At 68.0% G+C, this 23,258-nt stretch carries 27 protein-coding genes; 13 read left to right on the top strand and 14 right to left on the bottom strand.

Annotated elements, in window-relative coordinates; genetic code table 11:
• Positions 1-2: 2 nt before the first annotated feature.
• The 9 genes from arsB to ACQ754_RS14150 form a co-directional block, all read right to left on the bottom strand.
• Positions 3-1,085 carry an ACR3 family arsenite efflux transporter gene (arsB, locus tag ACQ754_RS14190; RefSeq protein ID WP_440997693.1) on the bottom strand — a complete coding sequence of 361 codons (1,083 nt, stop codon included), beginning with the start codon at positions 1,083-1,085 and terminating at the stop codon, positions 3-5.
• A 24-nt stretch (positions 1,086-1,109) separates the two neighbouring features.
• On the bottom strand, positions 1,110-1,829 hold the full coding sequence (gene arsH / locus ACQ754_RS14185; RefSeq protein WP_440997692.1) for an arsenical resistance protein ArsH: 720 nt from the start codon (positions 1,827-1,829) through the stop codon (positions 1,110-1,112).
• Complete coding sequence (gene arsC / locus ACQ754_RS14180; protein WP_440997691.1) at positions 1,816-2,253, bottom strand: arsenate reductase (thioredoxin); 438 nt, start codon at positions 2,251-2,253, stop codon at positions 1,816-1,818. The genes arsH and arsC overlap by 14 nt, the downstream gene beginning before the upstream one ends.
• A gap of 12 nt (positions 2,254-2,265) precedes the next feature.
• Complete coding sequence (locus tag ACQ754_RS14175; protein WP_440997690.1) at positions 2,266-2,652, bottom strand: metalloregulator ArsR/SmtB family transcription factor; 387 nt, start codon at positions 2,650-2,652, stop codon at positions 2,266-2,268.
• On the bottom strand, positions 2,649-3,155 hold the full coding sequence (locus ACQ754_RS14170) for an arsenate reductase ArsC (protein WP_440997689.1): 507 nt from the start codon (positions 3,153-3,155) through the stop codon (positions 2,649-2,651). The genes ACQ754_RS14175 and ACQ754_RS14170 overlap by 4 nt, the downstream gene beginning before the upstream one ends.
• A gap of 90 nt (positions 3,156-3,245) precedes the next feature.
• Positions 3,246-4,568, bottom strand: a complete 1,323-nt coding sequence (gene phoR, locus ACQ754_RS14165; RefSeq protein WP_440997688.1) for a phosphate regulon sensor histidine kinase PhoR — start codon at positions 4,566-4,568, stop codon at positions 3,246-3,248.
• Between the two features lie 17 nt (positions 4,569-4,585).
• Positions 4,586-5,275 (bottom strand): phosphate regulon transcriptional regulator PhoB, encoded by a 690-nt coding sequence (gene phoB / locus ACQ754_RS14160; protein ID WP_440997687.1) that lies wholly within the window; start codon positions 5,273-5,275, stop codon positions 4,586-4,588.
• 72 nt (positions 5,276-5,347) lie between these two features.
• The gene (locus ACQ754_RS14155) at positions 5,348-6,124 is read right to left on the bottom strand and encodes a lysophospholipid acyltransferase family protein (protein ID WP_440997686.1); all 777 of its coding nucleotides are present in this window, start codon (positions 6,122-6,124) and stop codon (positions 5,348-5,350) included.
• Positions 6,121-8,280 (bottom strand): DUF1631 family protein, encoded by a 2,160-nt coding sequence (locus ACQ754_RS14150; RefSeq protein WP_440997685.1) that lies wholly within the window; start codon positions 8,278-8,280, stop codon positions 6,121-6,123. The genes ACQ754_RS14155 and ACQ754_RS14150 overlap by 4 nt, the downstream gene beginning before the upstream one ends.
• 151 nt (positions 8,281-8,431) lie before the next feature.
• Here ACQ754_RS14150 and ACQ754_RS14145 point away from each other — a divergent pair, with 151 nt between their 5' ends.
• Genes ACQ754_RS14145 through ACQ754_RS14090 form a run of 12 tightly spaced genes read left to right on the top strand, consistent with a single transcriptional unit; the run spans position 8,432 to position 17,011 of the window.
• Positions 8,432-8,926 carry a Na+/H+ antiporter subunit E gene (locus ACQ754_RS14145; protein WP_440997684.1) on the top strand — a complete coding sequence of 165 codons (495 nt, stop codon included), beginning with the start codon at positions 8,432-8,434 and terminating at the stop codon, positions 8,924-8,926.
• Entirely contained in the window at positions 8,923-9,216 is a 294-nt protein-coding gene (locus ACQ754_RS14140; protein ID WP_440997683.1) for a monovalent cation/H+ antiporter complex subunit F, read from the top strand. The genes ACQ754_RS14145 and ACQ754_RS14140 overlap by 4 nt, the downstream gene beginning before the upstream one ends.
• Positions 9,209-9,547, top strand: a complete 339-nt coding sequence (gene mnhG / locus ACQ754_RS14135) for a monovalent cation/H(+) antiporter subunit G (RefSeq protein WP_440997682.1) — start codon at positions 9,209-9,211, stop codon at positions 9,545-9,547. The genes ACQ754_RS14140 and mnhG overlap by 8 nt, the downstream gene beginning before the upstream one ends.
• A gap of 26 nt (positions 9,548-9,573) precedes the next feature.
• Positions 9,574-10,104 carry a DUF4040 domain-containing protein gene (locus ACQ754_RS14130; protein ID WP_440997681.1) on the top strand — a complete coding sequence of 177 codons (531 nt, stop codon included), beginning with the start codon at positions 9,574-9,576 and terminating at the stop codon, positions 10,102-10,104.
• Positions 10,101-10,565, top strand: coding sequence for a Na(+)/H(+) antiporter subunit B (locus tag ACQ754_RS14125; RefSeq protein WP_440997680.1), 465 nt, complete (start codon positions 10,101-10,103; stop codon positions 10,563-10,565). The genes ACQ754_RS14130 and ACQ754_RS14125 overlap by 4 nt, the downstream gene beginning before the upstream one ends.
• The gene (locus tag ACQ754_RS14120) at positions 10,565-10,945 is read left to right on the top strand and encodes a cation:proton antiporter subunit C (protein WP_440997679.1); all 381 of its coding nucleotides are present in this window, start codon (positions 10,565-10,567) and stop codon (positions 10,943-10,945) included. The genes ACQ754_RS14125 and ACQ754_RS14120 overlap by 1 nt, the downstream gene beginning before the upstream one ends.
• Positions 10,942-12,429 (top strand): monovalent cation/H+ antiporter subunit D family protein, encoded by a 1,488-nt coding sequence (locus tag ACQ754_RS14115; RefSeq protein ID WP_440997678.1) that lies wholly within the window; start codon positions 10,942-10,944, stop codon positions 12,427-12,429. The genes ACQ754_RS14120 and ACQ754_RS14115 overlap by 4 nt, the downstream gene beginning before the upstream one ends.
• Complete coding sequence (locus tag ACQ754_RS14110; RefSeq protein ID WP_440997677.1) at positions 12,426-13,889, top strand: proton-conducting transporter transmembrane domain-containing protein; 1,464 nt, start codon at positions 12,426-12,428, stop codon at positions 13,887-13,889. The genes ACQ754_RS14115 and ACQ754_RS14110 overlap by 4 nt, the downstream gene beginning before the upstream one ends.
• A gap of 32 nt (positions 13,890-13,921) precedes the next feature.
• Entirely contained in the window at positions 13,922-14,191 is a 270-nt protein-coding gene (locus ACQ754_RS14105) for a hypothetical protein (protein ID WP_440997676.1), read from the top strand.
• Entirely contained in the window at positions 14,184-15,869 is a 1,686-nt protein-coding gene (locus ACQ754_RS14100; protein ID WP_440997675.1) for a Na(+)/H(+) antiporter subunit D, read from the top strand. The genes ACQ754_RS14105 and ACQ754_RS14100 overlap by 8 nt, the downstream gene beginning before the upstream one ends.
• An 18-nt stretch (positions 15,870-15,887) precedes the next feature.
• The gene (gene nadC, locus ACQ754_RS14095) at positions 15,888-16,727 is read left to right on the top strand and encodes a carboxylating nicotinate-nucleotide diphosphorylase (protein WP_440997674.1); all 840 of its coding nucleotides are present in this window, start codon (positions 15,888-15,890) and stop codon (positions 16,725-16,727) included.
• Positions 16,728-16,762: 35 nt separating this feature from the next.
• Positions 16,763-17,011: an SH3 domain-containing protein gene (locus ACQ754_RS14090; RefSeq protein WP_440997673.1), complete on the top strand. Its 249-nt coding sequence runs from the start codon at positions 16,763-16,765 to the stop codon at positions 17,009-17,011.
• A gap of 10 nt (positions 17,012-17,021) precedes the next feature.
• On the opposite strand, the gene ACQ754_RS14085 is transcribed toward ACQ754_RS14090, so the two are convergent.
• Positions 17,022-17,534, bottom strand: a complete 513-nt coding sequence (locus tag ACQ754_RS14085) for a retropepsin-like aspartic protease family protein (RefSeq protein WP_440997672.1) — start codon at positions 17,532-17,534, stop codon at positions 17,022-17,024.
• The gene (gene hppD / locus ACQ754_RS14080; protein ID WP_440997671.1) at positions 17,534-18,619 is read right to left on the bottom strand and encodes a 4-hydroxyphenylpyruvate dioxygenase; all 1,086 of its coding nucleotides are present in this window, start codon (positions 18,617-18,619) and stop codon (positions 17,534-17,536) included. The genes ACQ754_RS14085 and hppD overlap by 1 nt, the downstream gene beginning before the upstream one ends.
• 129 nt (positions 18,620-18,748) lie before the next feature.
• Between hppD and ACQ754_RS14075 the strand changes: the two genes are divergently transcribed.
• Positions 18,749-19,243, top strand: coding sequence for an Lrp/AsnC family transcriptional regulator (locus ACQ754_RS14075; protein WP_440997670.1), 495 nt, complete (start codon positions 18,749-18,751; stop codon positions 19,241-19,243).
• Here ACQ754_RS14075 and ACQ754_RS14070 read toward each other — a convergent pair.
• From ACQ754_RS14070 to ACQ754_RS14060, 3 genes are read right to left on the bottom strand one after another with little or no spacing between them, the layout of a single operon-like run.
• The gene (locus ACQ754_RS14070) at positions 19,240-19,539 is read right to left on the bottom strand and encodes a chaperone modulator CbpM (protein ID WP_440997669.1); all 300 of its coding nucleotides are present in this window, start codon (positions 19,537-19,539) and stop codon (positions 19,240-19,242) included. The genes ACQ754_RS14075 and ACQ754_RS14070 overlap by 4 nt on opposite strands.
• 8 nt (positions 19,540-19,547) lie before the next feature.
• Positions 19,548-20,807: a ribonuclease H-like domain-containing protein gene (locus ACQ754_RS14065; RefSeq protein ID WP_440997668.1), complete on the bottom strand. Its 1,260-nt coding sequence runs from the start codon at positions 20,805-20,807 to the stop codon at positions 19,548-19,550.
• Positions 20,785-23,196, bottom strand: a complete 2,412-nt coding sequence (locus ACQ754_RS14060) for a DEAD/DEAH box helicase (RefSeq protein ID WP_440997667.1) — start codon at positions 23,194-23,196, stop codon at positions 20,785-20,787. The genes ACQ754_RS14065 and ACQ754_RS14060 overlap by 23 nt, the downstream gene beginning before the upstream one ends.
• Between the last annotated feature and the right edge of the window lie 62 nt (positions 23,197-23,258).

Here is a 23,258-nt window from a genome sequence, read left to right as displayed (position 1 = left end):
GTTCAAGCCTGCGCCGGGGCGGCGGGGAAATGCGCCCGGGTGGCATTGGCGATGCGCACCAGCGCCAGCATCAGCGGCACCTCCACGAGCACCCCCACCACCGTGGCCAGGGCGGCCCCTGACTGCAGCCCGAACAGCGAGATGGCGGCGGCCACCGCCAGCTCGAAGAAGTTGCTCGCGCCGATCATCGCGCCGGGGGCGGCCACGGGATGGGGTACCCGCCAGGCCCGGGCCCAGCCGTAGGCGAGGAGGAAGATCAGGAAGGTCTGGACGATGAGCGGGATGGCGATGAGCACGATATGCAGCGGGTGCCGCAGGATCACCTCCCCCTGGAAGGCGAACAGGAGAATGAGCGTCAGCAACAGCCCGGCCGGCGTCACCGGTGCCAGCCGCTTCATGAACACGTTGTCGAACCAATCGGTGCCACGGCGGCGGATCACCGCCACGCGGGTGAGATAGCCGGCGGTCAGCGGGATGACGATGTAGAGCACCACCGACAGCGCCACCGTGTCCCAGGGCACCGCCATATCCGAGATGCCGAGGAGGAACACCACGATGGGCGCGAAGGCGAACAGCATGATCAAATCGTTGAACGCCACCTGCACCAGGGTGTAGGCGGCATCGCCCCGGGTGAGATAGCTCCAGACGAAGACCATGGCCGTGCACGGGGCGGCGCCGAGCAGGATGGCCCCGGCCAGGTACTGACTTGCCAGCGCCTCCGGGATGAAGGGCTGAAACACCACCTTGAGGAAGAACCAGGCGATAAAGAACATGGTGAACGGCTTGATCAACCAGTTCACGGTGGTGGTGATCACCAGCCCCTTGGGCTGGCGGCGCACCCCAAGGATGGAGGTGAAATCGATCTGCACCATCATCGGGAAGATCATCGCCCAGATCAGCACGGCCACCGGGATGGAGACCTGGGCGTACTCGAAGCGCGACAACGCCTCGGGAACCGCCGGCACGAGCTGTCCCAGGGCCACGCCGGCGACGATGGCCAGGGCCACCCACACCGACAAAAAGCGCTCGAATAACCCCATGCCCTCACGGGTATCCGGGATATCGGTCTCCTGGCGCACGCTCATGCAAAAACTCCTCTGTAATGCGGCTCAGATGGCGCGTTGGTTGACCCGGCGCGACAGCGCATCAGCGCTCTCGATCCGCTCGGAATAGCGATCGGTGAGGGCGTCCACGCGGTCACGGATCAACCAGGTAAAGCGCACTAGCTCCTCCATTACGTCGACGATCCGATCGTAGTACGGTGACGGCCTCATGCGATCGTTGTCGTCGAACTCCATGAAGGCCTTGGGCACCGACGACTGGTTGGGGATGGTGAGCATGCGCATCCAGCGCCCGAGCACCCGCAGCTGATTGACGGCATTGAACGACTGCGACCCTCCGCAGACCTGCATTACCGCCAAGGTCTTGCCCTGGGTGGGACGCACCGCCCCCAGCGCCAGCGGTATCCAGTCGATCTGGGCCTTCATGATCCCGGTCATCGCCCCGTGACGCTCCGGTGAGCACCACACCATGCCCTCCGCCCAGGTGGCGAGCTCGCGGAGCTCGACGACCTTCTCGTGAGAGGCATCCTCGGCGTCGGGCAACGGCAATCCCCGAGGATGGAAGATGCGCGGCTCAGCCCCCATGGCGCGCAGCAGACGCGCCGCCTCCTCCACCGCCAACCGGCTGAACGAGCGCCGCCGCAGGGAACCGTAAAGAAGGAGGATCCGCGGGGGATGGGCATGCATGGGGGCGAGACCCAGCTGGGCCGGTTCGGGGACCCGGAAGAGATCCGGGTCGATATTCGGCAGATCCTCAAGCGGGTCCATTTTCACTCCGCTGCAACAGCTCGTTCACGCGCGCCCGAATCTCGTCACGGCAGGCACGGAAGACCTCGCGAATCGCGGCCTCGTCGCCCTCGGCGCGGGCCGGGTCGTCGAGGGGCCAGTGTTCGCGGCGGGTACCGGGAGGCAGGATGGGGCAATGCTCGTCGGCGTGGCCGCATACGGTGACCACCAGGTCGGCCCACTGCAGGTCCTCGTCGGTCAACCGGTGGGAGGCCTGCCCGGAGATGTCCACGTCGACCTCCGCCATGGCCTCGACTGCCCGCGGATTGAGCCCGTGGGCCTCGATACCCGCAGAGCGCACCGAGACCTCATCGCCGCCGAGATGGCGGGCCCAGCCCTCGGCCATCTGCGAACGGCAGGAGTTCCCGGTGCATAGGAACAGGATATGGCGCACCGCGTCGCTCATTGGGGTCCTCCTTTATGGATTGGTGGAACAGCGACCGCCGGGACGTTCCGGCATCGCCGCCAGGCGTTCGCGGTCGGCGGCAAACGGCGCCTGCCCCGACAGCTCCTGGCAGGCACAGGCAAGCACGCGGGCCTGCCAGGCGGGCAGCGAGGGGGCGATCCGGTAATGGATCCAGGCGCCCTCGCGCCGGTCGCTGACCACTCCGGCCTCCCGTAGCGCGGCGAGGTGCCGCGACATCTTGGGCTGGCTCACCCCCAGCGCCTCCGTGAGCTCGCAGACGCAGAGCTCACCCTCGGACTGGAGCAGCACCAGGGCCCGCAATCGGGTCTCGTCGCCGAGCATCCGAAAGAAAGCCGGGAAGGCGACGCTCGTGCCCAATTCGGTAACCGAGGCGCTCATGCATCCCCCCCGTCGTCGTCGCGGCCGATGGCGTCGAGCTCGCGCTGCAGCCGCATCCGGTCCAGGGAGGTCAGGGGAAGGTTCAGGAACAGGCTGACACGGTTCCGCAGCCCGTAGAACGCGCGACGAAAGGCCTTTTCCGGGGGCTCTATCGACCGTACCGGATCCTCGATACCCCAGTGCGCGGTCATGGGCTGTCCCGGCCAGACGGGGCAAGGCTCCCTTGCAGCGCGATCGCAGACGGTGAACACGAAGTCCATGGACGGCGCCTGCGGACCGGTGAACTCCTCCCAGCTCTTCGGGTACAGGCCGGCGGTGGGCAGGCTCATCGCTTCCAGCAGCGTCAGCGCCTGGGGGTGGACCGCCGCCTCCGGGTGACTGCCCGCGCTGTACGCGGTGAAGCGACCGCGGCCGAGGGTATTGAGTATCACCTCCGCGAACTGGCTGCGGGCCGAATTCCCGGTACACAGGAACAAGACATGATAATGGGGCTGTTCATCCAAGGCTGCGCCCTCCAGTGCTCATGTTCCGACGAATATATCTGCTTTCCCGTATATACGCCAGAACGGATATACACTCCACCTGAGGTGTGATCAGCTCCGCGGAAAGGAACGCGCCCTATCGGCCCCAGAGCGCTGATACTCCGGGAAGACGCAGCAGAAGGTGCTGCCCTGACCCGGCGTGCTACGGATCTCCAAGCGAGCACCGTGGCGCGAGAGCACGTGCTTGACGATGGCGAGACCCAGCCCGGTACCGCCGGCGGCCTGGCTGCGGCCCTTGTCCACGCGATAGAAGCGTTCCGTCAGCCGGGGAATGTGGTGGGCGGGAATCCCGGGGCCGGTATCGGCAACGCACAGCGAGGCCCCCTCGCCGCTGCGCTGCCAGCGGACATCGATACGCCCCCCGGCGGGCGTGTACTTTACCGCATTGACCAGTAGGTTGGAGAAGGCGCTGCGCAGCTCTTGCTCGTTGCCGCGGACCCTCAGGTCCTCCTCCGCCTCCAGATGGATGGCGTGCGCCCCCTCGTCCATGGTCTCCGTTTCCGCCACGAGCTCCCGTAACAGGGCAGCCACGGTCACGGGCTCCGTGCGCGCGGGGCGCGCCGCGGTCTCGAGCCGCGACAGCACCAGGAGGTCGTCGATGAGCCGGCGCATGCGCTGGGCCTGGGTATCGATCATGCCCAGGGAGTTCGCCAAATCCTCGGGCTCCGCACCGTATTCCGCCAGGGTCTCCGAGAGACCTTGGATCACCGTCAACGGGGTGCGCAGCTCATGGGTGACGTTGGCGACAAAGTCACGCCGCATCCCCTCCAGGCGATGGATGCGGGTGACGTCTCGGGCGACCAACATACGCCGGCCATCCCCATAAGAGACCATCCGGATCTCGAGGATGAGGTCCTCGTCCAGCGGCGACGGCACGGTCACCGACTCGCTGCCCCCCCCCTCGCGGAGGAAGCGGGTGAACTCGGGATGGCGGAGCAGATTCCCCGGTCGCTGTCCCTGGTCCACGGGCCAGCGCAGGCCCAGGAACTCGGTCGCCCGCGGATTCCACCATTCCAGGCCGCCGTCGGAGCGGATCACCAACACCGCGTCCGGGAGGGCGTCGATGGAGGCCCGAAACCGGTGCAGCAGTGCCACCAGCCCGTGACGGCGACGGACCTGGCCGCGCCGGTGGCGCTCGAGCTGGCCGGCGAGGTCCCCCCACAGGCCGGGCAATTCCGGCGGGGGCATACGCTGGCCCCGCCGCGCCCAGCGCTCCAGACGCATCAGCAGCCACCCCTGGCGGACGATCCATGCCAGCAGCACCAGCGAGAGCACCAGCCAGGGCCGGCCGAGCAATAACCCCACCAGCAGTGCCGCCGCCACGACGGCGACGAGGCGCAGCCACGCCTCCGGCCAGGGATTACGCGGCATCATCGCCGATGTGCCCCCGCTCAGGCCTCCGCGGAGAGCCGGTATCCCGCCCCGCGCACCGTCTGCACCAGGGTATGGTGGCCGGTCGGCTCCAGGCCCTTGCGCAACCGGCGGACGTGGACGTCCACTGTGCGCTCTTCCACGTAGACATTGGTGCCCCAGACGTTATCCAGCAGCTGGGTGCGGGTGAATACCCGGTCGGGGTGGGTCATCAGGAAGTGCAGCAGCCGGAACTCCGTGGGACCGAGATCCACCGGAACGTCGCCGGCGCGTACCCGGTGACTGACCGGATCCAGGCGCAGCCCCCGCAGCTCCACCGGTGCCTCGGTGGCGGTGGGAAGGGTGCGCCGCAGCACCGCCTTGATCCGGGCGATGAGCTCCCGCGGCGAGAAGGGCTTGCTGATGTAGTCATCGGCGCCGGTGTCGAGGCCGCGGACGCGATCCTCCTCCTCCCCCCGTGCGGTGAGCATGACGATGGGGATGTCCTTGTACTCAGGGCGACGCTTGAGCTCACGGGCAAGCTCCAGGCCGCTGCGGCCCGGCAGCATCCAGTCCAGCAGCACCAGGTCCGGACGGCTCAGGCGCAGCGCCGCCTCCGCGTCCTCGGCGGATTCCGCGTGCCGCACCTCGAAGCCGGCACGCCCGAGCCCCATGGCGATCATCTCGCGAATGGGGGACTCGTCCTCAACGATCAGTATGCTCGCAGCCATGGATCTCCCGTCCTCCGGACAACCGCCGGGATTATGCCCTGCAGAGATGACAGGGCCATGACAGCGCCGGCGTTAGGCGTTGGCCGTGGCCGCCTCTTCCGATTCGGTCTCGCTGATCTCCAACGCCCGCACCACGTCGGCCCGCGTGAGCCGCGCGAGCTCGCTGCGACCCCGCTCGTGATTCCGCCGCGGCGCGCCCACCGCCAGACGGGCCTCGATCTGGGGGCACGCCGCCAGACGCCATACATTGGCCACCAGGCTCTCGTCACCGGTGAACGATGCCACGGTACTTCCATCACGGTGGCGGTATTCCAAGGCGATGGCCTGCACCGGCGCGGCCGCGTCCACGGCGGCCTGGTACAGCCGGGCACGGAAGGGGCGCACGCGCCTGCCATCACCGGTGGTACCCTCGGGGAAGAACAGCACATAACCGCCGGCTTCCAGGCGCCGGCGCATGGCGGTCACCGCCTCCGCCGCCGCGGCCGGGCGCCCACGGTCGATATACAGCGTGCCCAGGGCAGTCGCCGCCTGGCCGATCACCGGCCAGCGGCGGACCTCGGTCTTGCTGAGGAAGGCCACCGGCCAGCGCGCGGCGATGCAGACAATATCCAGCCACGAGAGGTGATTGGCGACCAGCAGTGCCGGCGGCCCGGCCAAAGGCTTGCCCTCCACGGACACCGTTACACCGAGCAGCCGGCACAGCCCCCGGCACCACTGCCGCTGCGCCCACCGGCCAAGGCCATGGGGCGGCACACGGTCGCGCCGATCGGCGGCCACGGCGAGTACGATAGCCAGCCCGCCGAACAGGGTGTACAGCGCCACGCTCACCACCCGGATCCAGCGCATCATCCGCCACTGTTCTCCTTGAGGGCCTCGATCACCTGCTCCAGTGCGTAGTCGAAGGCGTCCGCGTCCGTCAGCTCCACGGCCTCGCCATCACGAAGCGCCGCCGCCATCTCCGTGGCCGAATACTCTGCGACGCGGAAGCCGGAGCGATTGACGAACACGAACCGATCACCCTCGTTGAGTCGCGCCGAGAGCTTGCCGCGTACCGGCTCGCCGGTGCCGCGCAGCTCGAACCAGCTACCCACGGGCACGGCCTCCAGGCGTGCCCGGGTAGCAGGATCCAGGACCTGGGCCGCGGGGCCATCCGGCCCTTCGGGTTGCGCTACCTCCGTGCCGGCGCCTGACGCCGGCCCCGGGGGATCGCTGTCGGGATCGAGGCAACGCAGGTGCTCGGCCTCCAGCTCCCGGAACAGCTCGGTCATGTCATGGGGATTGTACATGATGCCGTTGAGGCCCTCGCGCAGGTCCTGGAGCAACTGCGGCATGACCTGGAGCATGCGCTGGCGCTCGCCGGCCTCGCGCTTGGGCCGCACGCTCCAGACCAGCTCGTCCATCAAGCGCAGCTGGCGTTGCCAGGCCTCGCTGTCCTCGCCCTCGCGCACGGCGGTGATGAACATCACCCGAAACCAGGCCTCACCGAGCAGCCGTTCCACCACCGGTGGGACGCCCTCGGCCAGCCTTTCGTCGACCGCCCGCTGCACCGCCTCCCGGGCCATCTCCACACGGAGGTTGCCCTCGGCGGTCTGGCGGGTGCGCTGCTCGACCACCCGGGCGCGCTCGCGCTCGCGCTCGAGGAAGGCGCGCAGGTCCCGCAGGGCGCGGTCGAATACGTCCACGTCCTCGCGGTAGCGGGCCACCACCCGCTCCACGACCTCCACCGCCTTGGCATACAGCGGATCACTCGGCGGGTCGGCCGGCTCCGTCCAACCCGCGGCGGCGAGGCCGAGCTCGTTGATCAGCTGCCGTGCCGGGTGATCGGCCCGGTCGAAGAGCGCCCGATCGCGGAGCGCGACCCGAAGCACCGGGACCTGCAGACGTGCGATCACCGCCCGCAGCGCCGGCGACAGGCGCGGATCGGAGAGGAGGTTCTCGAAGAGCATGCCCACCAGGTCGATGGTGTCGTCCACCGGGGGCTGGAGGGCGCTGGCCTGGCCCTGGCGCTCGAGCCAGTCGTTGACCCGGGCCTTGATATCAGCCGGCGCGATGTCGATGGCGTCGAGGATCTCCAGCTGCAGCGCCGCCAGTGCCCGCAGTACAGTGCGCGCGTCCGCCATCTGCCTGGATGCCGCGGTCGGGCCCCGACCCGTACCCGTGCCCTCACCGTGGCGCTTGGCGCGGCGTATCAGCCGCTGCAGCAATGCGCCCGTCCCGTCCTCCTCCTCTTCTCCACCACCCTGCGCATCCTGCGGCGGGGGGACCTCCGGGGCGGCCGCAGTGGGATCAGCATACGGCGGCGATTCGTCCGTGTCCGCCACCTGGTCTGCCTCCGGGGCTGGCTTGACCTCCGCCCCCGCCGCCTCGAGCCTGCCGTCGACGGCCTTCAGCAGCCGCGGCAGCTCCCCATCCAGGGCCCGTTCGAAGAGCTTGTAGAGGATGAGCCGGGCGGCCAGTGCCACCTCCACCCCCTCCAGTGACAACGAGAAGGCGATGGCGGCGGTCTGGGGGCGCAACGGATTGGCGGTGGGGGGGAGTGCGGCACCGACGAGGTTGCGCAGCCGCCCCTCCACCTGCTCGACGAGCATACGGTGATGGCCCTGCAACCGCGTCCCGATGGACTCCACCGCCACCTCCTCCTCGAGCCGATGGTCGTCCACGAGGGCGAGCTCGTCCGACTCGGAAGCGGTGTCGACGCCCTGCAGCGGCGCAGGCGTGCCCCGGGCCAGATCGCGGAACAGACCCTCCAGCGACCTGCGGTAGCGGGCCACGATACGCCGGCGCTGCAGGCGCAGCTCGCGCATGGCGGTGAAATACGACTCCTGTACCGTGGACTCGCCCGCCCCGTCCGCCCGCTCGAAGAGCGCGTCGTCGCTGCGATCCAGCGTGCGGGTCACCGCCCGCACCAAGCGCTCTGTGGCCAGATGGCGGATCTCCTCCATGACGTCGACGCTGTAGCGTCGGCCGCCACCGCGGAGATACACCACCTTGTCGTCGGGGCCCATAGACCTCCCTTCGCCCTGCGCCCGGCGTGGCCTCGTTATTGTCGTATTATTTCATCGTTTGTCCCACAGTGTGACCGAGAACCGGTGCACACCTTCGGCAGGGATACACGACTTTGGCAGTCTTCAGCGGCTGTTGGTAGACTCTGCCGTCATGCGTTACGCCAGCTCCCTCGCCGCTGTTCTCGTGTTGCTCTGGCTGGGCCTTTCCGGGGTCTACAAGCCGTTGATCCTCGGGCTGGGAGCGGCGTCTATCGCCCTGGTGGTGTGGATCGCACGGCGCATGGACGTGGTCGGCGTGGAGCACAACCCGGTGCTCTACTCCTGGCGGCTGCCGGTCTACTGGGGCTGGCTGCTCTGGCAGATCGCCCTCGCCAATCTCCAGGTCGCCGCCTGCGCGCTGCAGCCCTCCCGCTTGCGGCCGCAGGTGGTGCGCGTGCCGGTGCCCCACCGTACGGCGGTGGCAAAAGTCACCTACGGGAATTCCGTGACCCTGACTCCCGGGACCGTGACCCTGCTCCTGGCCCCTGACGAGCTCACCGCCCATGCCCTCCACCAGGACGCGGCGGATGACCTCAAGAGCGGCAAGATGGCGGAGCGCATCGTCTGGCTGGAATCCGGGCGCTCGACGGAGGGGGGGCAGTCATGACCACCGTACTGGTGATCACCACCCTGGCGGTACTGGCCACCATGGGGCTGGCCCTAGCGCGCGCCCTGCTCGGCCCGACGGTATATGACCGGATCGTGGCCGTGAACGTCTTCGGCACCAAGACGGTGCTCGTGGTGGCGCTGATCACCTACATCACCGGCCACGCCGATCTCATCGACGTGGCCCTGGTCTATGCGTTGATCAACTTCATCGCCATCGTCACGGTGTTGAAGCTGGTGAAGATGCGCGACCTTGCCAAGGCCGGCGAACAGGACATCACCGATGGCTGAGCTGTTGGATCTCCTCTCCTGGCTCTGCCTGCTCGCCGGCGGCGCCTTCGCGCTCATCGGCGGGATCGGGCTGATCCGCTTTCCCGATTTCTACACGCGCCTCCACGCCGGGGGCATCACCGACACCCTTACCGCGCTGCTCATCGTCGTGGGCCTCGCCCTGCAGTCCGGGCTCAGCCTGCTAACGATCAAGCTGGCACTGATCCTGCTGTTTCTGTTGTTCACCACCCCCACGGCGACCCATGCGCTGGCGCGGGCCGCCCTCGCGGACGGTCTCCGGCCCGAGGGCGCGGGGGCCGAGCAAAACGGAGGCGGGTCATCGAATACCTGATTGATATCGCCCTGCTGGTCTTCCTGGTGGTGGTGGCGCTGGCCGTCATCCGGGTCCGCGACCTGTTCGCAGCGGCGATGCTATTCGCCATCTACTCGCTGCTCTCGGCGGCGCTGTTCGCGGTGCTGGACGCCGGTGACGTGGCCCTGACGGAGGCCGCGGTGGGTGCCGGCATCAGCACCATACTGGTGCTGGCGGTGCTCACCCTGGCCCGGCGCTACGAGCACCCCATTCGGGGCCACAACCTCCTCGCGCTTGCCGTGGTGCTGGTCACCGGTGCCGGGCTGGTATACGCGAGTATGGACCTGCCGGAGTTCGGCAATCCTGACAATCCAGTACACGGCCATGTGGGTAGCTACTACACCGAGCAGACCTATGAGGACATGGGGGTGCCCAACATGGTGGCCGCGGTACTCGCGAGCTACCGCTCCATCGACACCCTCGGCGAGGCGTTTGTGATCTTCACCGCCGGCCTGGCGGTATTCGCCCTGTTGTCCGTGCGACCGTCCCGGCATCGCCGACGGCGCCCGGAGGACGAAGAGGGGAACAACTCATGAGGGAGAACGGCATCCTCCGGGTCATTGCCCGCTTCATCATCCCGCTGATCCTCCTGTTCGGGCTGTATATCCAGTTCCATGGCGAGTATTCCCCGGGCGGCGGTTTCCAAGCGGGGGTCGTCTTCGCCGCCGGCTGGATCCTGTTCGCGCTGATCTACGGTCTCGACGCGGCGCTCCGGGTGATCTCGGAGGGCGTGATGTACCGCCTCGCCGCCCTGGGGGTGCTGCTGTACTGCGCCGTGGGGTTGGCCGGCGTGGCCCTCGGCGGGCACTTCCTGGATTTCTACCCCCTGCTGCCCTGGCCCCATGCGGCGCAACAGGCCGGCATCATCACCGTGGAGCTCGGGGTGGGCGTCACCGTGGCCACGGTGATCATGCTTATCTTCACGCTGTTCGCCCGTCGCCGCGGCTGGTGGGACGAGGCGGAGATCGAGGCCGGAGCGGAAGAAGGGGATCAGTGATGGAGTGGCTCGGCTACTTCAACTACTGGATCGTGGTCGCGCTGATGATGATCGGCTTCTACGGGGTGATCGCCCGCGGGAACATGGCCAAGAAGATCATGGGGTTGAACGTGTTCCAGACCTCGGTGTTCATCCTCTTCATCTCCGCGGGCAAGGTCATCGGTGGCTCCACCCCTATCCTGCGTGAGGGGGTGACGGTCTACACGAACCCCCTGCCCCATGTGCTGATCCTCACGGCCATCGTCGTCGGCGTGGCCACCGTGGCCGTGGGCCTGGCACTCGCGGTGCGCATCCAGGAGGCCTACGGTTCCATCGAGGACGATCACATCGCCGAGCAAGAGGCGGCCGAGGAAAGAGAACAAAGCGAGTCACCTCAATGACGATCGTCGAGCTCAGTCCGTTCAGCGTGCTCGTGCCGCTGATCGCCTCCGGTGTGTGCGCATTGCTGCCGGGCCGGCGATGGCCCTGGCTGCTGACCTTCGCCGCCGCGCTCGCCAGCGCCGTAATCGCGGCGGTCACGCTACCGGCGGCGATGACGGCGCCCCTGTCCTACGCCTTCGGCAACTGGGAGCCGCCCATCGGCATCGAGTACCGCATCGATGCCGCCAACGCCTTCGTCGCGCTGCTGGTGGCCGCCGTCGCGGCAGTGATCCTGCCCTGGGCAAGGGCCAGCGTCGACCACGAGGTCCCCGAACGCCAGGGGCCGTTTTATGCGCTGTTCCTGCTGGCCTTCGCGGGGCTCATGGGCATCACGCTGACCGGCGACGCCTTCAACGTGTTCGTGTTCCTGGAGATCTCCTCGCTGTCGACCTACGCGCTGATCGCCCACGGCCAGGACCGGCGTGCGCTGTTGGCCGCCTTCCGCTACCTGATCATGGGCACCGTCGGCGCAACCTTCCTGCTCATCGGCATCGGCTTCCTCTACATGATGACCGGCACGCTCAATATGGCGGACCTCGCCGAACGGCTGCCGGAGCTACGGGATACCGCCACCGTCAAGGCGGCGCTCGCCTTCATCATCGTGGGGATGGGCCTGAAGCTGGCGTTGCTGCCCCTGCATCTGTGGCTGCCCAACGCCTACACCTACGCCCCGAGTTTCATCTCGGTGTTCCTCGCCGCCACCGCCACCAAGGTGGCGCTGTACGTGATGCTGCGATTCACGTTTACGGTGTTCGCGCCGGATTACAGCTTCATCGCCCTGCCCCTGGCGCTCGTGCTCATGGCGCTGGCCGTGGCCGGAATGGTCGCCGGTTCCTGGGTGGCGATCTATCAGAGCAACATCAAGCGCATGCTCGCCTACTCCTCGGTGGCACAGGTGGGCTACATGGTGCTCGGCGTGAGCCTGGTCTCGGTGACGGGGCTCACGGCGGGGCTGCTGCACCTGTTCAACCACGCCCTGATGAAGGCTGCGCTATTCATGGCGCTCGGTGTGGTGGCCTATCAGGTAGGCAGCGTGCGCATCGAGGCGTTTCGCGGGCTGGGCAAGCAGATGCCGTGGACGCTCACGGCCTTCTCCCTCGCCGGGGTGAGCCTGATCGGTCTGCCCCCCACCGCGGGATTCATCAGCAAGTGGTACCTGATCAGTGCCGCGGTGGAGGCGGGGCACGGCTGGCTGGTGGCGCTCATCGTGATCACCTCGATGATGGCGCTGATCTATATCTGGCGGGTAGTGGAGGCCGCCTGGTTCCAGCAACCCCCCGAGGGCGCCGCCACCGTCCCCGAGGCCCCTTTCCGCCTGGTGTTCCCGGTGTGGGTGCTGGTGGCAGCGAACTTCTACTTCGGCATTGACACCCGCCTCAACGTGGGGGGCGCCACCGCCGCCGCACAGGCCCTGCTCGGCGGCGTCACCGGAGGCGCGCAATGACCCTGCTGCCCCAACTCGCCCCCTTCACGGTCGTGCTCATCCCGTTCATCGGGGCCATCGCCATCGCCTTGGCCGCCCGGGCTCCGCGGCTGCGCGACGCGTTCTGTTGGCTGTTCCCGATCCCCTTCTTCCTCGGGGTCCTCGGCCAGATCGCGCCGGTGCTCGAGGGCGGGGTGCCACCGCAGCACCTAGTGGAGGTCTTGCCCGGTCTCGGCATCACGTTCTCCGTACAACCATTGGGGCTAGTGTTCGCGCTGCTGGCCTCCACCCTGTGGCTGCTGGCGACCCCTTACGCCATCGGCTACATGCGGGCAGAGGGTTACGGCAACCTGGCCCGCTTCTTCGCCTGCTACTCCATCGCGCTGGGTGCGGCGGCGGGCATCGCCTTCGCCGACAACCTGCTGACCCTGTACTTGTTCTACGAGATCCTGTCGGTATCCACCTATCCGCTGGTGGCCCACACCGGCACGGACAAGGCCCGTCAGGGCGGTCGCACCTACATCGCCCTGCTTCTGGTGACCAGTGTGTGCCTGATGCTGCCCGCGATGATCTGGACCTGGCACGCCACCGGCACCCTGGACCTGCGCCCCGGCGGGATCCTCGGCGGCGCCATGGACCCCCGCGCCGGCGCGCTCCTGCTGGTGTTGTTCATGTTCGGCACCGGCAAGGCGGCACTGATGCCCTTCCACCGCTGGCTGCCGGCGGCCATGGTGGCCCCCACCCCGGTCTCGGCGTTGCTCCACGCGGTCGCCGTGGTGAAGGCCGGCGTCTTCGTGGTGCTCACCCTGGCGGTGTATGTCTTTGGGCTGGACTACCTCCGTGAGCTCGCCACCCGGGACCTGGTGCTCTACGTCGCCACCTTCACCATGCTCGCCGCCTCCCTGGTCGCCCTGCATCAGGACAACCTCAAATCGCGGCTCGCCTACTCCACGGTAAGCCAGCTCTCCTACATCGTGGTCGGCGCCTTGCTGGCGAGCCACTGGTCGGCCATTGGCGGCGGTATGCACATGCTTATGCACGGCTTCGGCAAGATCACGCTGTTCTTCTGTGCCGGCGCCATCTATGTCGCTACCCACAAGGCCAATGTCAGCGAGCTCGACGGCGTCGGCCGCCGTATGCCCTTTACCATGCTGGCGTTCCTCATCGGTGCGGTGTGCGTGATCGGGCTGCCACCCACGGGGGGTGTCTGGAGCAAGCTGCATCTGATCATGGGCGCCTATGACACCGGCGAGGCGCTGGTGGTCGCCGCCTTCGTGCTGAGTACGCTGCTGAACATCGGCTACCTGCTGCCACCGGTGATGCGTGCCTTCCTGCGGCCGCTGCCGGAGGGCGAGCCCGCCCGGGTTCGGGAAGGGCCGATGCTCTGCGTGGTGCCACTGTGCCTGACCGCCATCGGCACGCTGGTGCTGTTCTTCCTCGCCGGCCAGGCCTTCGGGCTGCTGTCCCTAGGCATCAACTGACCCGTATAGCGGAGTTAGGAGCGATCGCGAGCATGAGCACAGGCAAGATCCTCGAGGCCCTGGTGGCAAGGCGGCGGCCGCTGCGCAACGCGATACTGGTGGTGATGGCGCTGCTGGTGGTAGCCGATCTCTTCAAAGAGCCCCACTATGAGCGCTTCCCCTGGGACGGCATCGGTGGCTTCGCGGCCCTCTATGGTTTCGTCTCCTGCGTGCTGATCATCGTCGTGTCCAAGGCCCTCGGCTACGCCTTCCTCTACCGCAAGGAGGATTACTACGGCGAATCGGAGGACCGGGATGCTTGAGTGGATCCATCCCTCGCTGGTCCTGATCGCCGGCGCACTGCTGCTGCCCTTCCTGGAAGGGCGCTCCCGGCAGATCTGGCAGATAGCCCTGCCCGCCTTCGTCCTCCTCATTCTCCTCGGCCTGGAACCGGGGGAGTACGGGCGGCTGAGCGTCGGCGCCCTGGAGCTGCTGCCGGGGCGTGTGGACAAGCTCAGCCTGGTGTTCGCCTACGTCTTCGGCATCATCCTCGTCGTCGGCAATATCTACGCCCTGCACGTGGACGACTGGATCCAGCACGTGGCCGCAATGGTGTATGCCGCCGGGGCCCTCGGGGTGGTCCTCGCCGGCGACCTGGTGAGCCTGTACGTGTTCTGGGAGCTGATGGTCATCTCCTCGGTGTGGCTGATCTGGCAACGGCGCACCGAGGTCTCCTACCGCGCCGGCATGCGCTACATGCTGGTCCATGCCTTCGGCGGCATGCTCCTGCTCGCCGGGCTGCTGGCCCATTACCAGGCCACCGGCTCCATCGCCTTCAATGCGTTCGACCCCGACGGCTGGTGGTTCTATTTGATCCTGGTGGCCTTCCTAATCAACGCCGCCGTACCGCCGCTGCACGCCTGGCTTACCGACGCCTATCCCGAGGCCACGGTGACCGGCACCATCTTCCTCAGCGCGCTCACCACCAAGACCGCGGTGTACACCCTGGTGCGGGGCTTCCCCGGCACCGAGCTGCTCGTTTGGCTGGGCGTGGTCATGGCGCTCTACGGCGTCGTCTACGCGGTGCTTGCCAACGACATCCGCCGCCTGCTCGCCTATCACATCGTCAGCCAGGTGGGCTACATGGTCGCTGGCGTGGGCATGGGGACCACCCTGGCACTGAGCGGCACCGCCGCCCATGCCTTCACCCATATCCTCTACAAGGCCCTGCTGCTCATGGGCGCCGGCGCGGTGCTGCATATGACCGGGCGCAGTAAGCTCACCGAGCTCGGCGGGCTCTATCGCTGGATGCCGATCACCTTCCTGCTCTACATGATCGGCGGGCTGTCCATTTCCGCCTTCCCACTGTTCAGCGGGTTCGTGAGCAAGACCATGATCGTCGAGGCAGCGGCCGTGGACTACCGGGGCTGGGTCTGGCTGCTGCTCACCATGGCCTCGGCGGGCACCTTCCTGCACACGGGGCTGAAGCTCCCGTATTTCACCTTCCTCGGCAAGGACTCCGGGCTGCGGCCCAACGAGGCCCCGCGCAACATGCTCATCGCGATGGGGATCGCGGCGGCGTTCTGTTTCCTCCTCGGCGTCTTCCCCGGCGCGCTGTACGCGCTGTTGCCCCACGAGGTGGACTACCATGCCTACACCGCGGGGCATCTGCTCAAGGAGATGCAGCTGCTGCTGTTCACCGGGCTCGGCTTCTTCCTGCTGCTCAAGCACGTCGGCGGCGATCCGAAGATCAGCCTGGACACCGACTGGTTCTACCGCCGTGCCGGCCCGGTGGTGGCGGTGGCCCTGCGCGATGCGGTCACCGCCGCCGATCGCAGGGTTCGTGCCGGTTCGATGATGCTGCTCGGGCGAGCCCTCGCCGTCAGCCGCGAGCGCTTCGGCCACGGCGGCCGGCTCGCCCAGAGTTGGCCGACGGGCTCCATGGCCTTCTGGACCATGGTCGTCCTCGCCGTCCTGCTGGTGCTCTTTGCCCTGCAGTAGGGGGTGGGGCGGAAGCCGATGATCGACAGCGACCGCGTCGCCGACGACGTCCGCCGGGCACTCGCCGAAGACGTAGGCGATGGTGACCTCACCGCCGCCCTCCTCCCTCCGGGGCGCCGGGACACCGCCACCGTGGTGGTGCGCGAGGACGCGATACTCTGCGGCGCGCCCTGGTTCGAGGAGGCCTACGGGCAGCTCGAAGACTCGATCACGGTGGATTGGCGCAGCGGCGAGGGAGAGCCCGTGAAGGCGGGCAGCCTCATCTGCGAGCTGCGCGGCAGTGCCCGCGCCCTGGTCACCGGCGAGCGCACCGCGCTCAACTTCCTGCAGCTGCTTTCCGGGACGGCGACCACCGCCCGACGGTACGTGGATGCCGTCGCCGGCACCGGTTGCCAGGTGCTCGACACCCGCAAGACCATTCCCGGCCTGCGCCACGCCCAGAAGTACGCCACTGCCTGCGGCGGGGCGGTCAATCATCGGCTGGGCCTGTACGACGCGATCCTGATCAAGGAGAACCACATCATGGCCTGCGGGGGCATCACCGCAGCGGTAACCACCGCCCGGCGGCTCCACCCGGGGGTGAGTATCGAGGTGGAGACGGAGGACCTCGACGAGGTCCGCGAGGCCCTCGCCGCCGGCGCCGATATCATCATGCTGGACAACTTCCCCCTCGACGGGCTCCGGGAGGCGGTGGCCCTGAATGCGGGCCGCGCCCGACTGGAGGCCTCCGGGAACGTGGAGCTTGAGACCATTGCCGGGATCGCTGCCACCGGCGTTGACTACGTCTCCACCGGGGCGCTCACCAAGAACGTGCGGGCGGTGGACCTGTCCATGCGCTTTTACGCCGGCACCGGCTAGCCCCTTTCCAACCCAGCGACCACACGGAGGTGTTTATGTCGCGCCACGCACTCTCTCTGATCCTGGCCACTGCCGTGGCCCTGCCTGCGATCTCCCTGGCGGAGGAGCGCAAGGCTTCCTACGCGGAGCCCTATCTGGTGGAATCGCCGGGCGCCGGCGGCGAGCGCCACCGCCGACTCGAGGCCGGCGAGCCGGTCCGCGTGATCGGCCGGGACGGCCGCTGGGTACGGGTGCGCACCCGCAATGGGGAATCCGGCTGGGTGCGGCGCAGCCAGCTCCGCTGAGCCGACACCGTCAGCGGGGGTGTAGGACCATCCGCCGGTCGCGGAACTCCAGGTCGAAACGATCCAGGTAGCTCATCCCGAGCAGGGCGGTCTCCCCGTCCAACCCGGGATTGATGGAGCCGCGGACGTCTCGGGCCTCAAGGCCACCGAGGCGCACGGACTCCAGGTTGGTGAGATGGCCGCGGACCCGTCCGTTGGCGGTGCGGAACGTCACCGCCCGGCCCTGTTCCAAATCCAGCCGTGCGGCGATCTGCCGGGGCACCGAGACGTAGGTGGCCCCGGTATCCACGAGGAACTGCACCGGCTCACCGTTGATATGGCCGGTAGCGACGAAGTGTCCGGAGCGGTTGCGCTCCAGCACCACCGGCTCACCGGGCTCCCCGCTCGCCAGTTGGGCGTTGGGGTTGTAACGCTCGGCGACCATCCCCTGGAACCACCAAGTTCCCATCCCGAGGGCGAGGACCCAGAAGGCGGCCATCATGCCCCAGCCCATGCGGCGCTGGCCGCGGGCCTGCTCATCCATTACGCATCGTCGTCGAGGACGCCCCTTCGGATCTGATCCTCCTCAATGGACTCGAACAGCGCCTGAAAGTTGCCCTCGCCGAAGCCCTCGTTGCCCTTGCGCTGGATGAACTCGAAGAAGATCGGCCCGATCACCGTCTCGCTGAAGATCTGCAGCAGCAGGCCCTGACCCTTGGTAGGGGCACCGTCGATGAGGATGCTGCGTTCGCGCAACGCCTCCAGGTCTTCGCCGTGGCCGGGCACTCGCTCATTGACCCTCTCGTAATAGGTATCCGGCGTGTTCATCAGACCGAGGTCGTTGTCCCGCAGTCGGTCCACGGTGGCGCAGATGTCATCGGTACCCAGGGCGATGTGCTGAATGCCCTCGCCGTTGTACTCCTGCAGGAATTCCTCGATCTGGCTCCTCTCGTCCGCCGACTCGTTGATGGGGATGCGGATCTTGCCGTCCGGGCTGGTCATCGCCCGGGAATGCAGGCCGGTGCGCTTGCCCTCGATGTCGAAATAGCGGAGCTCGCGGAAATTGAACAGATCCTCGTAGTAGCGCGCCCAGTGATCCATCCGCCCGCGTCCCACGTTGTGGGTCAGGTGGTCGATATAGGTGAGACCCACCCCGGCAGGCTCCGGGTCCACCCCCTCGATGGGCACAAAGTCCACGTCGTAAATGGAGCGCTGGCCGTAGAGGTCCACCAGGTAGATCAGGGCACCGCCGATGCCCTCGATGGCGGGTATGTTGAGCTCCATGGGACCGGCCTTGGCGGCCACCGGCCTCGCGCCGCGGGCCACCAGCTCGTCCATGGCCGCTGCGGCGTCGTGGACACGGAACGCCATGGCATTGGCGCAGGGGCCGTGCTCCCGGGCGAAGTCCGCGGCCTGGCCGTCGGGCTCAGCGTTGACGATGAAGTTGATACCGCCCTGGCGGAACAGGCTCACCGCCTTGCGCCGGTGGCGTGCCACCTCGACAAAGCCCATGCGGCGGAACAGGGCCTTTAGCTCATCGGGCTCCGGCGCGGTGAACTCCACGAACTCGAAGCCATCGGTGCCCACCGGGTTGTCCCAGAGGCGGAGATTCTCGGCAGTGGCGGTCATGACGACCTCCTTCCCCTCGACCTGGATGTGACGACCAGAATACCGCCGGAGGGTCGCGGGGTTTTTGCAGATTGGCGCAGCAGAGGAAAGAATATGCAGATTTCCTGCATTGATACGGATCAAAACGCAATGACCATGCACGAGATCTCCTTTGACACCTATGACCGCCGCCTGCTCACCGCCATCCAGGACGATGCCCGGCTCTCCAGCGTGGAGCTCTCCGAGCGCGTCCATCTCTCCCCTTCCCAGTGCCAGCGGCGGCTGAAGCGCCTGGAAACGGCCGGGGTGATCCGCGGCTATGTGGGGCTGCTCGATCGCGGCCGGGTGGGACTGGGGGTGATGGCCTTCGTCAACGTCTCCCTGGAGCAGCACGGCGCGGGATCCGCGGCGGAATTCGCCCGCGCGGTGGCCGACTACCCGGAGGTGCTGGAGTGCTGGGCGGTGAGCGGGGACTCGGACTACCTGATGCGCGTGGTGGCGCCGGACCTGGAGCGCTTCTCGGATTTCCTGCTCCACGGCCTGCTCGAGCTGTCCATGGTGGCGAGTGTGCGGTCCAACATCCTGCTGCAGCGGCTCAAGGAGACCACAGCGGTGCCCCTGGCCCAGCTCGGGGAGGCCTCCTAGGGTCGCTGCGAGTCGCCGAGCTGTTCCATGAGCTCCAACGCCAACGCCGCACCCGGGGCGTTAAGCCCGAGATCCCGCATCAGCCGGGCGGCGCGCTGCACCCGGACCACGGCATCACCGGGGAAGCGCCATTCCGGCGGTCGGCTCCCCCCTGCCGGCTCGACCACCCCCTCGTCGACCAAAGAGATCACCCAGCGCTGCTCCACCCGACAGAGGCCGCAGACATCGTCCAGGGTCCATCCCTCGGTATGCTCCAGGATCACGCCACTCAGCGCGCTGGCCTCATGCTCCCTCATGACTCACCTCATCGGCTGTCCGTGTCTTCCCCCTCTCCCCGAGGATAGGCCAAAGCGCCGCCGGCGCCCATCTCCCCGGCGAAGAGCTCCCGCTGGGCACCGCCGCGCTTGCGCTCGATACGGCGGCGCCGATGGGCGACCGCCGGGCCCGGCGGCAGCCGGCCGGTCCAGGCGAGGGCGCCGTCCCAGTCCCGCCGGACGTGCTCGTAGTACTTGGCCAGCGCCTCCACCGCATGGTGATCCCCCTCCGCCGCCAGGTCCTCCCACAGCCGCCGGGCACCCTGCCAATCGCCGGCGCGGCGGCGAAGGCGGGCGAGCTCACGGCGTGCCGGGGTATCCAGCCCGGGGCTGTATTCCAGCACCGAACGGGCCCTCCCCTCCTCGCCCCAGTGGTACCAGGCCCGGGCCGCCGCCAGGGGCGAGGCCCCCAGGGCATGGGGAGCACGAAAGGCATCGGCCAGCAGCGGCCACAGGGCCGCCAGGGAAAGCAGGTCCCGGCGGTTATGCTCCAGCACCCGGGGCAGGTCGGTCATTCGCCCCAGGCGCAGGAGCTCGGACCACACCAGCGGCGCCGCACTGCCGGGCAGATCCCCCTGCCGGTGCAGTCCCAGCAGCCGCTCCTCCGCGGTGGCCAGGCGGCAGTCCGGCCAGGTGTGGCGGAACAACCGCCGCACGGGATGCAGTAGGTCCGCGTGGCCGCTCTCCTCCAGGCGATGATCCTGGCCGGCCAGTCGAAAGCGGTCGCGGAGCAACGGCGCATCAAAGCTACGGCCGTTGTAGCTCACCAGTACTGCGTCGTCCCCGAGGGCGGCCCGCACCGCCGCCAGCAAGGCGGGCTCGTGGCCGAAGCGGGTCATGAGGAACTGATCGGCGACCAGCGCACCGCTATCGATGCGGGCGAGGCCCACCAGGTAGGCCACGGTGCCGGTACCACCGGCGAGGCCGCTGGTCTCGGTGTCCAGGAACACCGCCCGCTCCCCGGGGAAAGCGCCGATGCCCGGCAGCACACCTCCATCATCGCGTGGCACGGCATCGGGCAGGGGCAACCGCCGGGTGACACGGACGACCCCGTCCTCCAGGGCCTCACCGCCCAGATGCCCCGCCACTACCTCCGGCGTGACCGCGGGCGGCCCGCCCGCCGTGCCTCGGCCGCGACCCAGTCGACGTAGCCGCTCCGCCAGCGCGCTATCGGCCGCCCGCGGTTCGGCCGCGGCCGCATCGGCGCCCGCCTGGCGACGCAGGGCGTCAAGCCGGGACTTCAGGTTCATGGTCGCCAAAAAGGTCCAGCACGGTCAGCGCCGCGCCCTTGGGGGAGAAACCCCGGACCTCGTCCGAGGCCAGGATGGGGCCCACACAGCCGGGACAGCCGTGGTCGCAGCCGCAGGCGGCCACCAGCTCCCGGGCGTCACGGACCACGTCGTCGCGGCGGCGGTACAGGGGCTCGGAGAGCCCCACGCCACCGGGGTAATTGTCGTAGAGGAACACCGCCGGCCGGAAGTGGCGCTGCTCTTCCGGATCGAGCTCACCGCCGTCCAGGGTGCGCAGGCTGCCACGCCCCGCCGGGCCCACGGTGGCGAACCAGCGGGCATCGCCGTCGCCGACGGCGCGGCCCAGGTCATTGGGCTCGGCCATCACCCGCAGCGCCGCCACGTGGTGCATCGCATACGCCGCCCCGAGGAAGCCGTCGATGGCCTCCTGGCGGCCCGGAAGCGCGGCAGCCAGGGCGTGCGGCGCCACCTGCCACCACACCGCGGTGGTGTGCATCTCCTGGTCCGGCAGATCGATGTTCCCGAAGCCGACGTTCTCATGGGTGTAATAGCGGATCTTCTTGTAGCCGGCAATGCGCCGGACCAGGTGCACCTCGCCGTGGGCGGTCTCCGCGCGTCTCGCCCGCGCGGCCTCGAAGTTCTCCAGGATCTTCAGGCGCGTGTAATCGATGGCATCGGTGTAGTAGTCCACCCGGGTCTCACGCACATAGGCCTTGCGGCCCGTCCAGTCCAGCTCCTCCACCTGGTAGGGGCTCGCCTGGACCAGGTAGATGGCCCCCTCGTAGAGGGTCTCGGCGGCGCTGGAGTAGTCCACCTCGGCGATGATCCGGCGCCCGCCATCGGTGGTATCCACCACCACGAAGTTGCCCTCGGCCACCGAGCGCAGACTTACCGCGTTGGCGGGATAGCTGTCCTCGATCCAGTGCCAGGTGTCCGCCTCGCGGTGGAGCACCCCCTGCTCGGCGAGATAGTCGAGGAGTGTCTCCAGGTCTTCACCGCCGAAGCGCTCGCCGGCGCGGAAGGGCAGCTCGAAGGCGGCGCAGCGGACGTGGTCCAGCAGGATCAACAGCTGGTCCGGGCTGATGCGGGCGTGCTCCGGCGAGGCGCCCAGGAAGAAATCCGGGTTGCGGACGATGTACTGGTCCAGCGGTTCGCTGGAGGCGACCAGCACGCCCAGGGCCGGGCGGTTGCGCCGGCCGACACGCCCGAGGCGCTGCCAGGTGGCGGCGATAGTGCCGGGATAGCCATTGAGTACGCAGACGTCCAGGGCGCCGATATCCACACCCAGCTCCAGGGCGGAGGTGGCGATGACGCAATCCACCTTGCCGCCGCGCAGGGCCTTCTCGGTGCCCCGCCGTTCGGTGGGCAGATAGCCGCCACGATAGGCGGACACCCGCGTCGGCTTGCGCGGATCCCGATCGAAGACGTCCTTGAGGTACTTGGTGATCACCTCGACCATCAACCGCGAACGGGCAAAGACGATGGTCTTCATCCCGCCACGCACCGCCGCCCGGGCGATGCGGGTCGCCTGCGAGCGCGCCGAGGCGCGGATACCGAGATCCGGATTCACCACCGGGGGATTCCACAGCAGCAGGTGCTTCTCTCCCGCCGGCGCCCCGCTCTCGGTGATCGCCCCCACGGGTTCCCCCACCAGGGTTGAGGCCAGCTCGGCGGGATTCGCAATGGTCGCCGAGGAGAGGATGAATACCGGCTCCGAGCCATAGAACCGACACACTCGACGCAGCCGCCGGATGACGTTGGCCACATGGGAACCAAACACCCCACGGTAGGTGTGGGTCTCGTCGATCACCACGTACTGCAGCGACTCGAAGAATTGCGCCCACTTGGTGTGATGGGGCAGCACGCCCTGGTGGATCATGTCCGGGTTGGAGACGACGATATCCCCCTTGGTGCGCACCGCCTTGCGCGCGTCTCCGGGGGTGTCGCCGTCGAAGGTATAGGCGCGGATGCCCAATTCGCCGGCCTGATTGAGCTCGGTGAGCTCGGCCACCTGGTCTTGGGAGAGCGCCTTGGTGGGGAAGAGATACAGCGCCTTGGCGCCATTGCTAAGCGCGGCATCCAGGACCGGCAGGTTGTAGCACAGGGTCTTGCCCGAGGCGGTAGGTGTGACCACCACCGTGTGCCGGCCGGCACGGATCCGATCCCAGGCCTCGCGCTGGTGGCTGTAGAGCCGCTCCATGCCCCGCGCGCGTAGCGCAGTGGCCAGCGCCGGGGAGAGCTCGTCGGGGAAATCCGCATAGCGCCCTTCCCGGGTCGGGATGGTGAGCTCACCGGTGATCCGTGCGCTATACTTGCCCTTTAAGCGAGCGGCCAGGCGGTGGACGGGGTCTTCGGTTCGCGCTTCCCGGATCTGTGCCACCTTGCCCATCGACCTCTCCGCTTCACGAAGTTTGCGCCACCGCCGTGGTCCGCTCAGAATAGCAGAACAGA

The organism is Arhodomonas sp. SL1 (genome assembly GCF_052060015.1).
Lineage (GTDB): Bacteria > Pseudomonadota > Gammaproteobacteria > Nitrococcales > Nitrococcaceae > Arhodomonas.
The sequence above is the reverse complement of the archived record's forward strand: the minus strand, read 5'-3'. Positions and strand labels throughout refer to the sequence as shown.

What these genes read in the sequence shown, in the direction of transcription:
- ACQ754_RS14125 (WP_440997680.1), top strand. Translation starts at nt 10,101, where the DNA reads ATGAGGGAGAACGGCATCCTCCGGGTCATTGCCCGCTTCATCATCCCG.
- ACQ754_RS14145 (WP_440997684.1), top strand. Translation starts at nt 8,432, where the DNA reads ATGCGTTACGCCAGCTCCCTCGCCGCTGTTCTCGTGTTGCTCTGGCTG.
- ACQ754_RS14105 (WP_440997676.1), top strand. Translation starts at nt 13,922, where the DNA reads ATGAGCACAGGCAAGATCCTCGAGGCCCTGGTGGCAAGGCGGCGGCCG.
- phoR (WP_440997688.1), bottom strand. Translation starts at nt 4,568, where the DNA reads ATGATGCCGCGTAATCCCTGGCCGGAGGCGTGGCTGCGCCTCGTCGCC.
- ACQ754_RS14140 (WP_440997683.1), top strand. Translation starts at nt 8,923, where the DNA reads ATGACCACCGTACTGGTGATCACCACCCTGGCGGTACTGGCCACCATG.
- ACQ754_RS14115 (WP_440997678.1), top strand. Translation starts at nt 10,942, where the DNA reads ATGACGATCGTCGAGCTCAGTCCGTTCAGCGTGCTCGTGCCGCTGATC.
- ACQ754_RS14120 (WP_440997679.1), top strand. Translation starts at nt 10,565, where the DNA reads ATGGAGTGGCTCGGCTACTTCAACTACTGGATCGTGGTCGCGCTGATG.
- ACQ754_RS14085 (WP_440997672.1), bottom strand. Translation starts at nt 17,534, where the DNA reads ATGGATGAGCAGGCCCGCGGCCAGCGCCGCATGGGCTGGGGCATGATG.
- nadC (WP_440997674.1), top strand. Translation starts at nt 15,888, where the DNA reads ATGATCGACAGCGACCGCGTCGCCGACGACGTCCGCCGGGCACTCGCC.
- phoB (WP_440997687.1), bottom strand. Translation starts at nt 5,275, where the DNA reads ATGGCTGCGAGCATACTGATCGTTGAGGACGAGTCCCCCATTCGCGAG.
- ACQ754_RS14065 (WP_440997668.1), bottom strand. Translation starts at nt 20,807, where the DNA reads ATGAACCTGAAGTCCCGGCTTGACGCCCTGCGTCGCCAGGCGGGCGCC.
- ACQ754_RS14155 (WP_440997686.1), bottom strand. Translation starts at nt 6,124, where the DNA reads ATGATGCGCTGGATCCGGGTGGTGAGCGTGGCGCTGTACACCCTGTTC.
- arsB (WP_440997693.1), bottom strand. Translation starts at nt 1,085, where the DNA reads ATGAGCGTGCGCCAGGAGACCGATATCCCGGATACCCGTGAGGGCATG.
- arsC (WP_440997691.1), bottom strand. Translation starts at nt 2,253, where the DNA reads ATGAGCGACGCGGTGCGCCATATCCTGTTCCTATGCACCGGGAACTCC.
- ACQ754_RS14060 (WP_440997667.1), bottom strand. Translation starts at nt 23,196, where the DNA reads ATGGGCAAGGTGGCACAGATCCGGGAAGCGCGAACCGAAGACCCCGTC.
- ACQ754_RS14150 (WP_440997685.1), bottom strand. Translation starts at nt 8,280, where the DNA reads ATGGGCCCCGACGACAAGGTGGTGTATCTCCGCGGTGGCGGCCGACGC.
- ACQ754_RS14070 (WP_440997669.1), bottom strand. Translation starts at nt 19,539, where the DNA reads ATGAGGGAGCATGAGGCCAGCGCGCTGAGTGGCGTGATCCTGGAGCAT.
- ACQ754_RS14075 (WP_440997670.1), top strand. Translation starts at nt 18,749, where the DNA reads ATGACCATGCACGAGATCTCCTTTGACACCTATGACCGCCGCCTGCTC.
- ACQ754_RS14175 (WP_440997690.1), bottom strand. Translation starts at nt 2,652, where the DNA reads ATGAGCGCCTCGGTTACCGAATTGGGCACGAGCGTCGCCTTCCCGGCT.
- mnhG (WP_440997682.1), top strand. Translation starts at nt 9,209, where the DNA reads ATGGCTGAGCTGTTGGATCTCCTCTCCTGGCTCTGCCTGCTCGCCGGC.
- ACQ754_RS14100 (WP_440997675.1), top strand. Translation starts at nt 14,184, where the DNA reads ATGCTTGAGTGGATCCATCCCTCGCTGGTCCTGATCGCCGGCGCACTG.
- ACQ754_RS14090 (WP_440997673.1), top strand. Translation starts at nt 16,763, where the DNA reads ATGTCGCGCCACGCACTCTCTCTGATCCTGGCCACTGCCGTGGCCCTG.
- arsH (WP_440997692.1), bottom strand. Translation starts at nt 1,829, where the DNA reads ATGGACCCGCTTGAGGATCTGCCGAATATCGACCCGGATCTCTTCCGG.
- hppD (WP_440997671.1), bottom strand. Translation starts at nt 18,619, where the DNA reads ATGACCGCCACTGCCGAGAATCTCCGCCTCTGGGACAACCCGGTGGGC.
- ACQ754_RS14110 (WP_440997677.1), top strand. Translation starts at nt 12,426, where the DNA reads ATGACCCTGCTGCCCCAACTCGCCCCCTTCACGGTCGTGCTCATCCCG.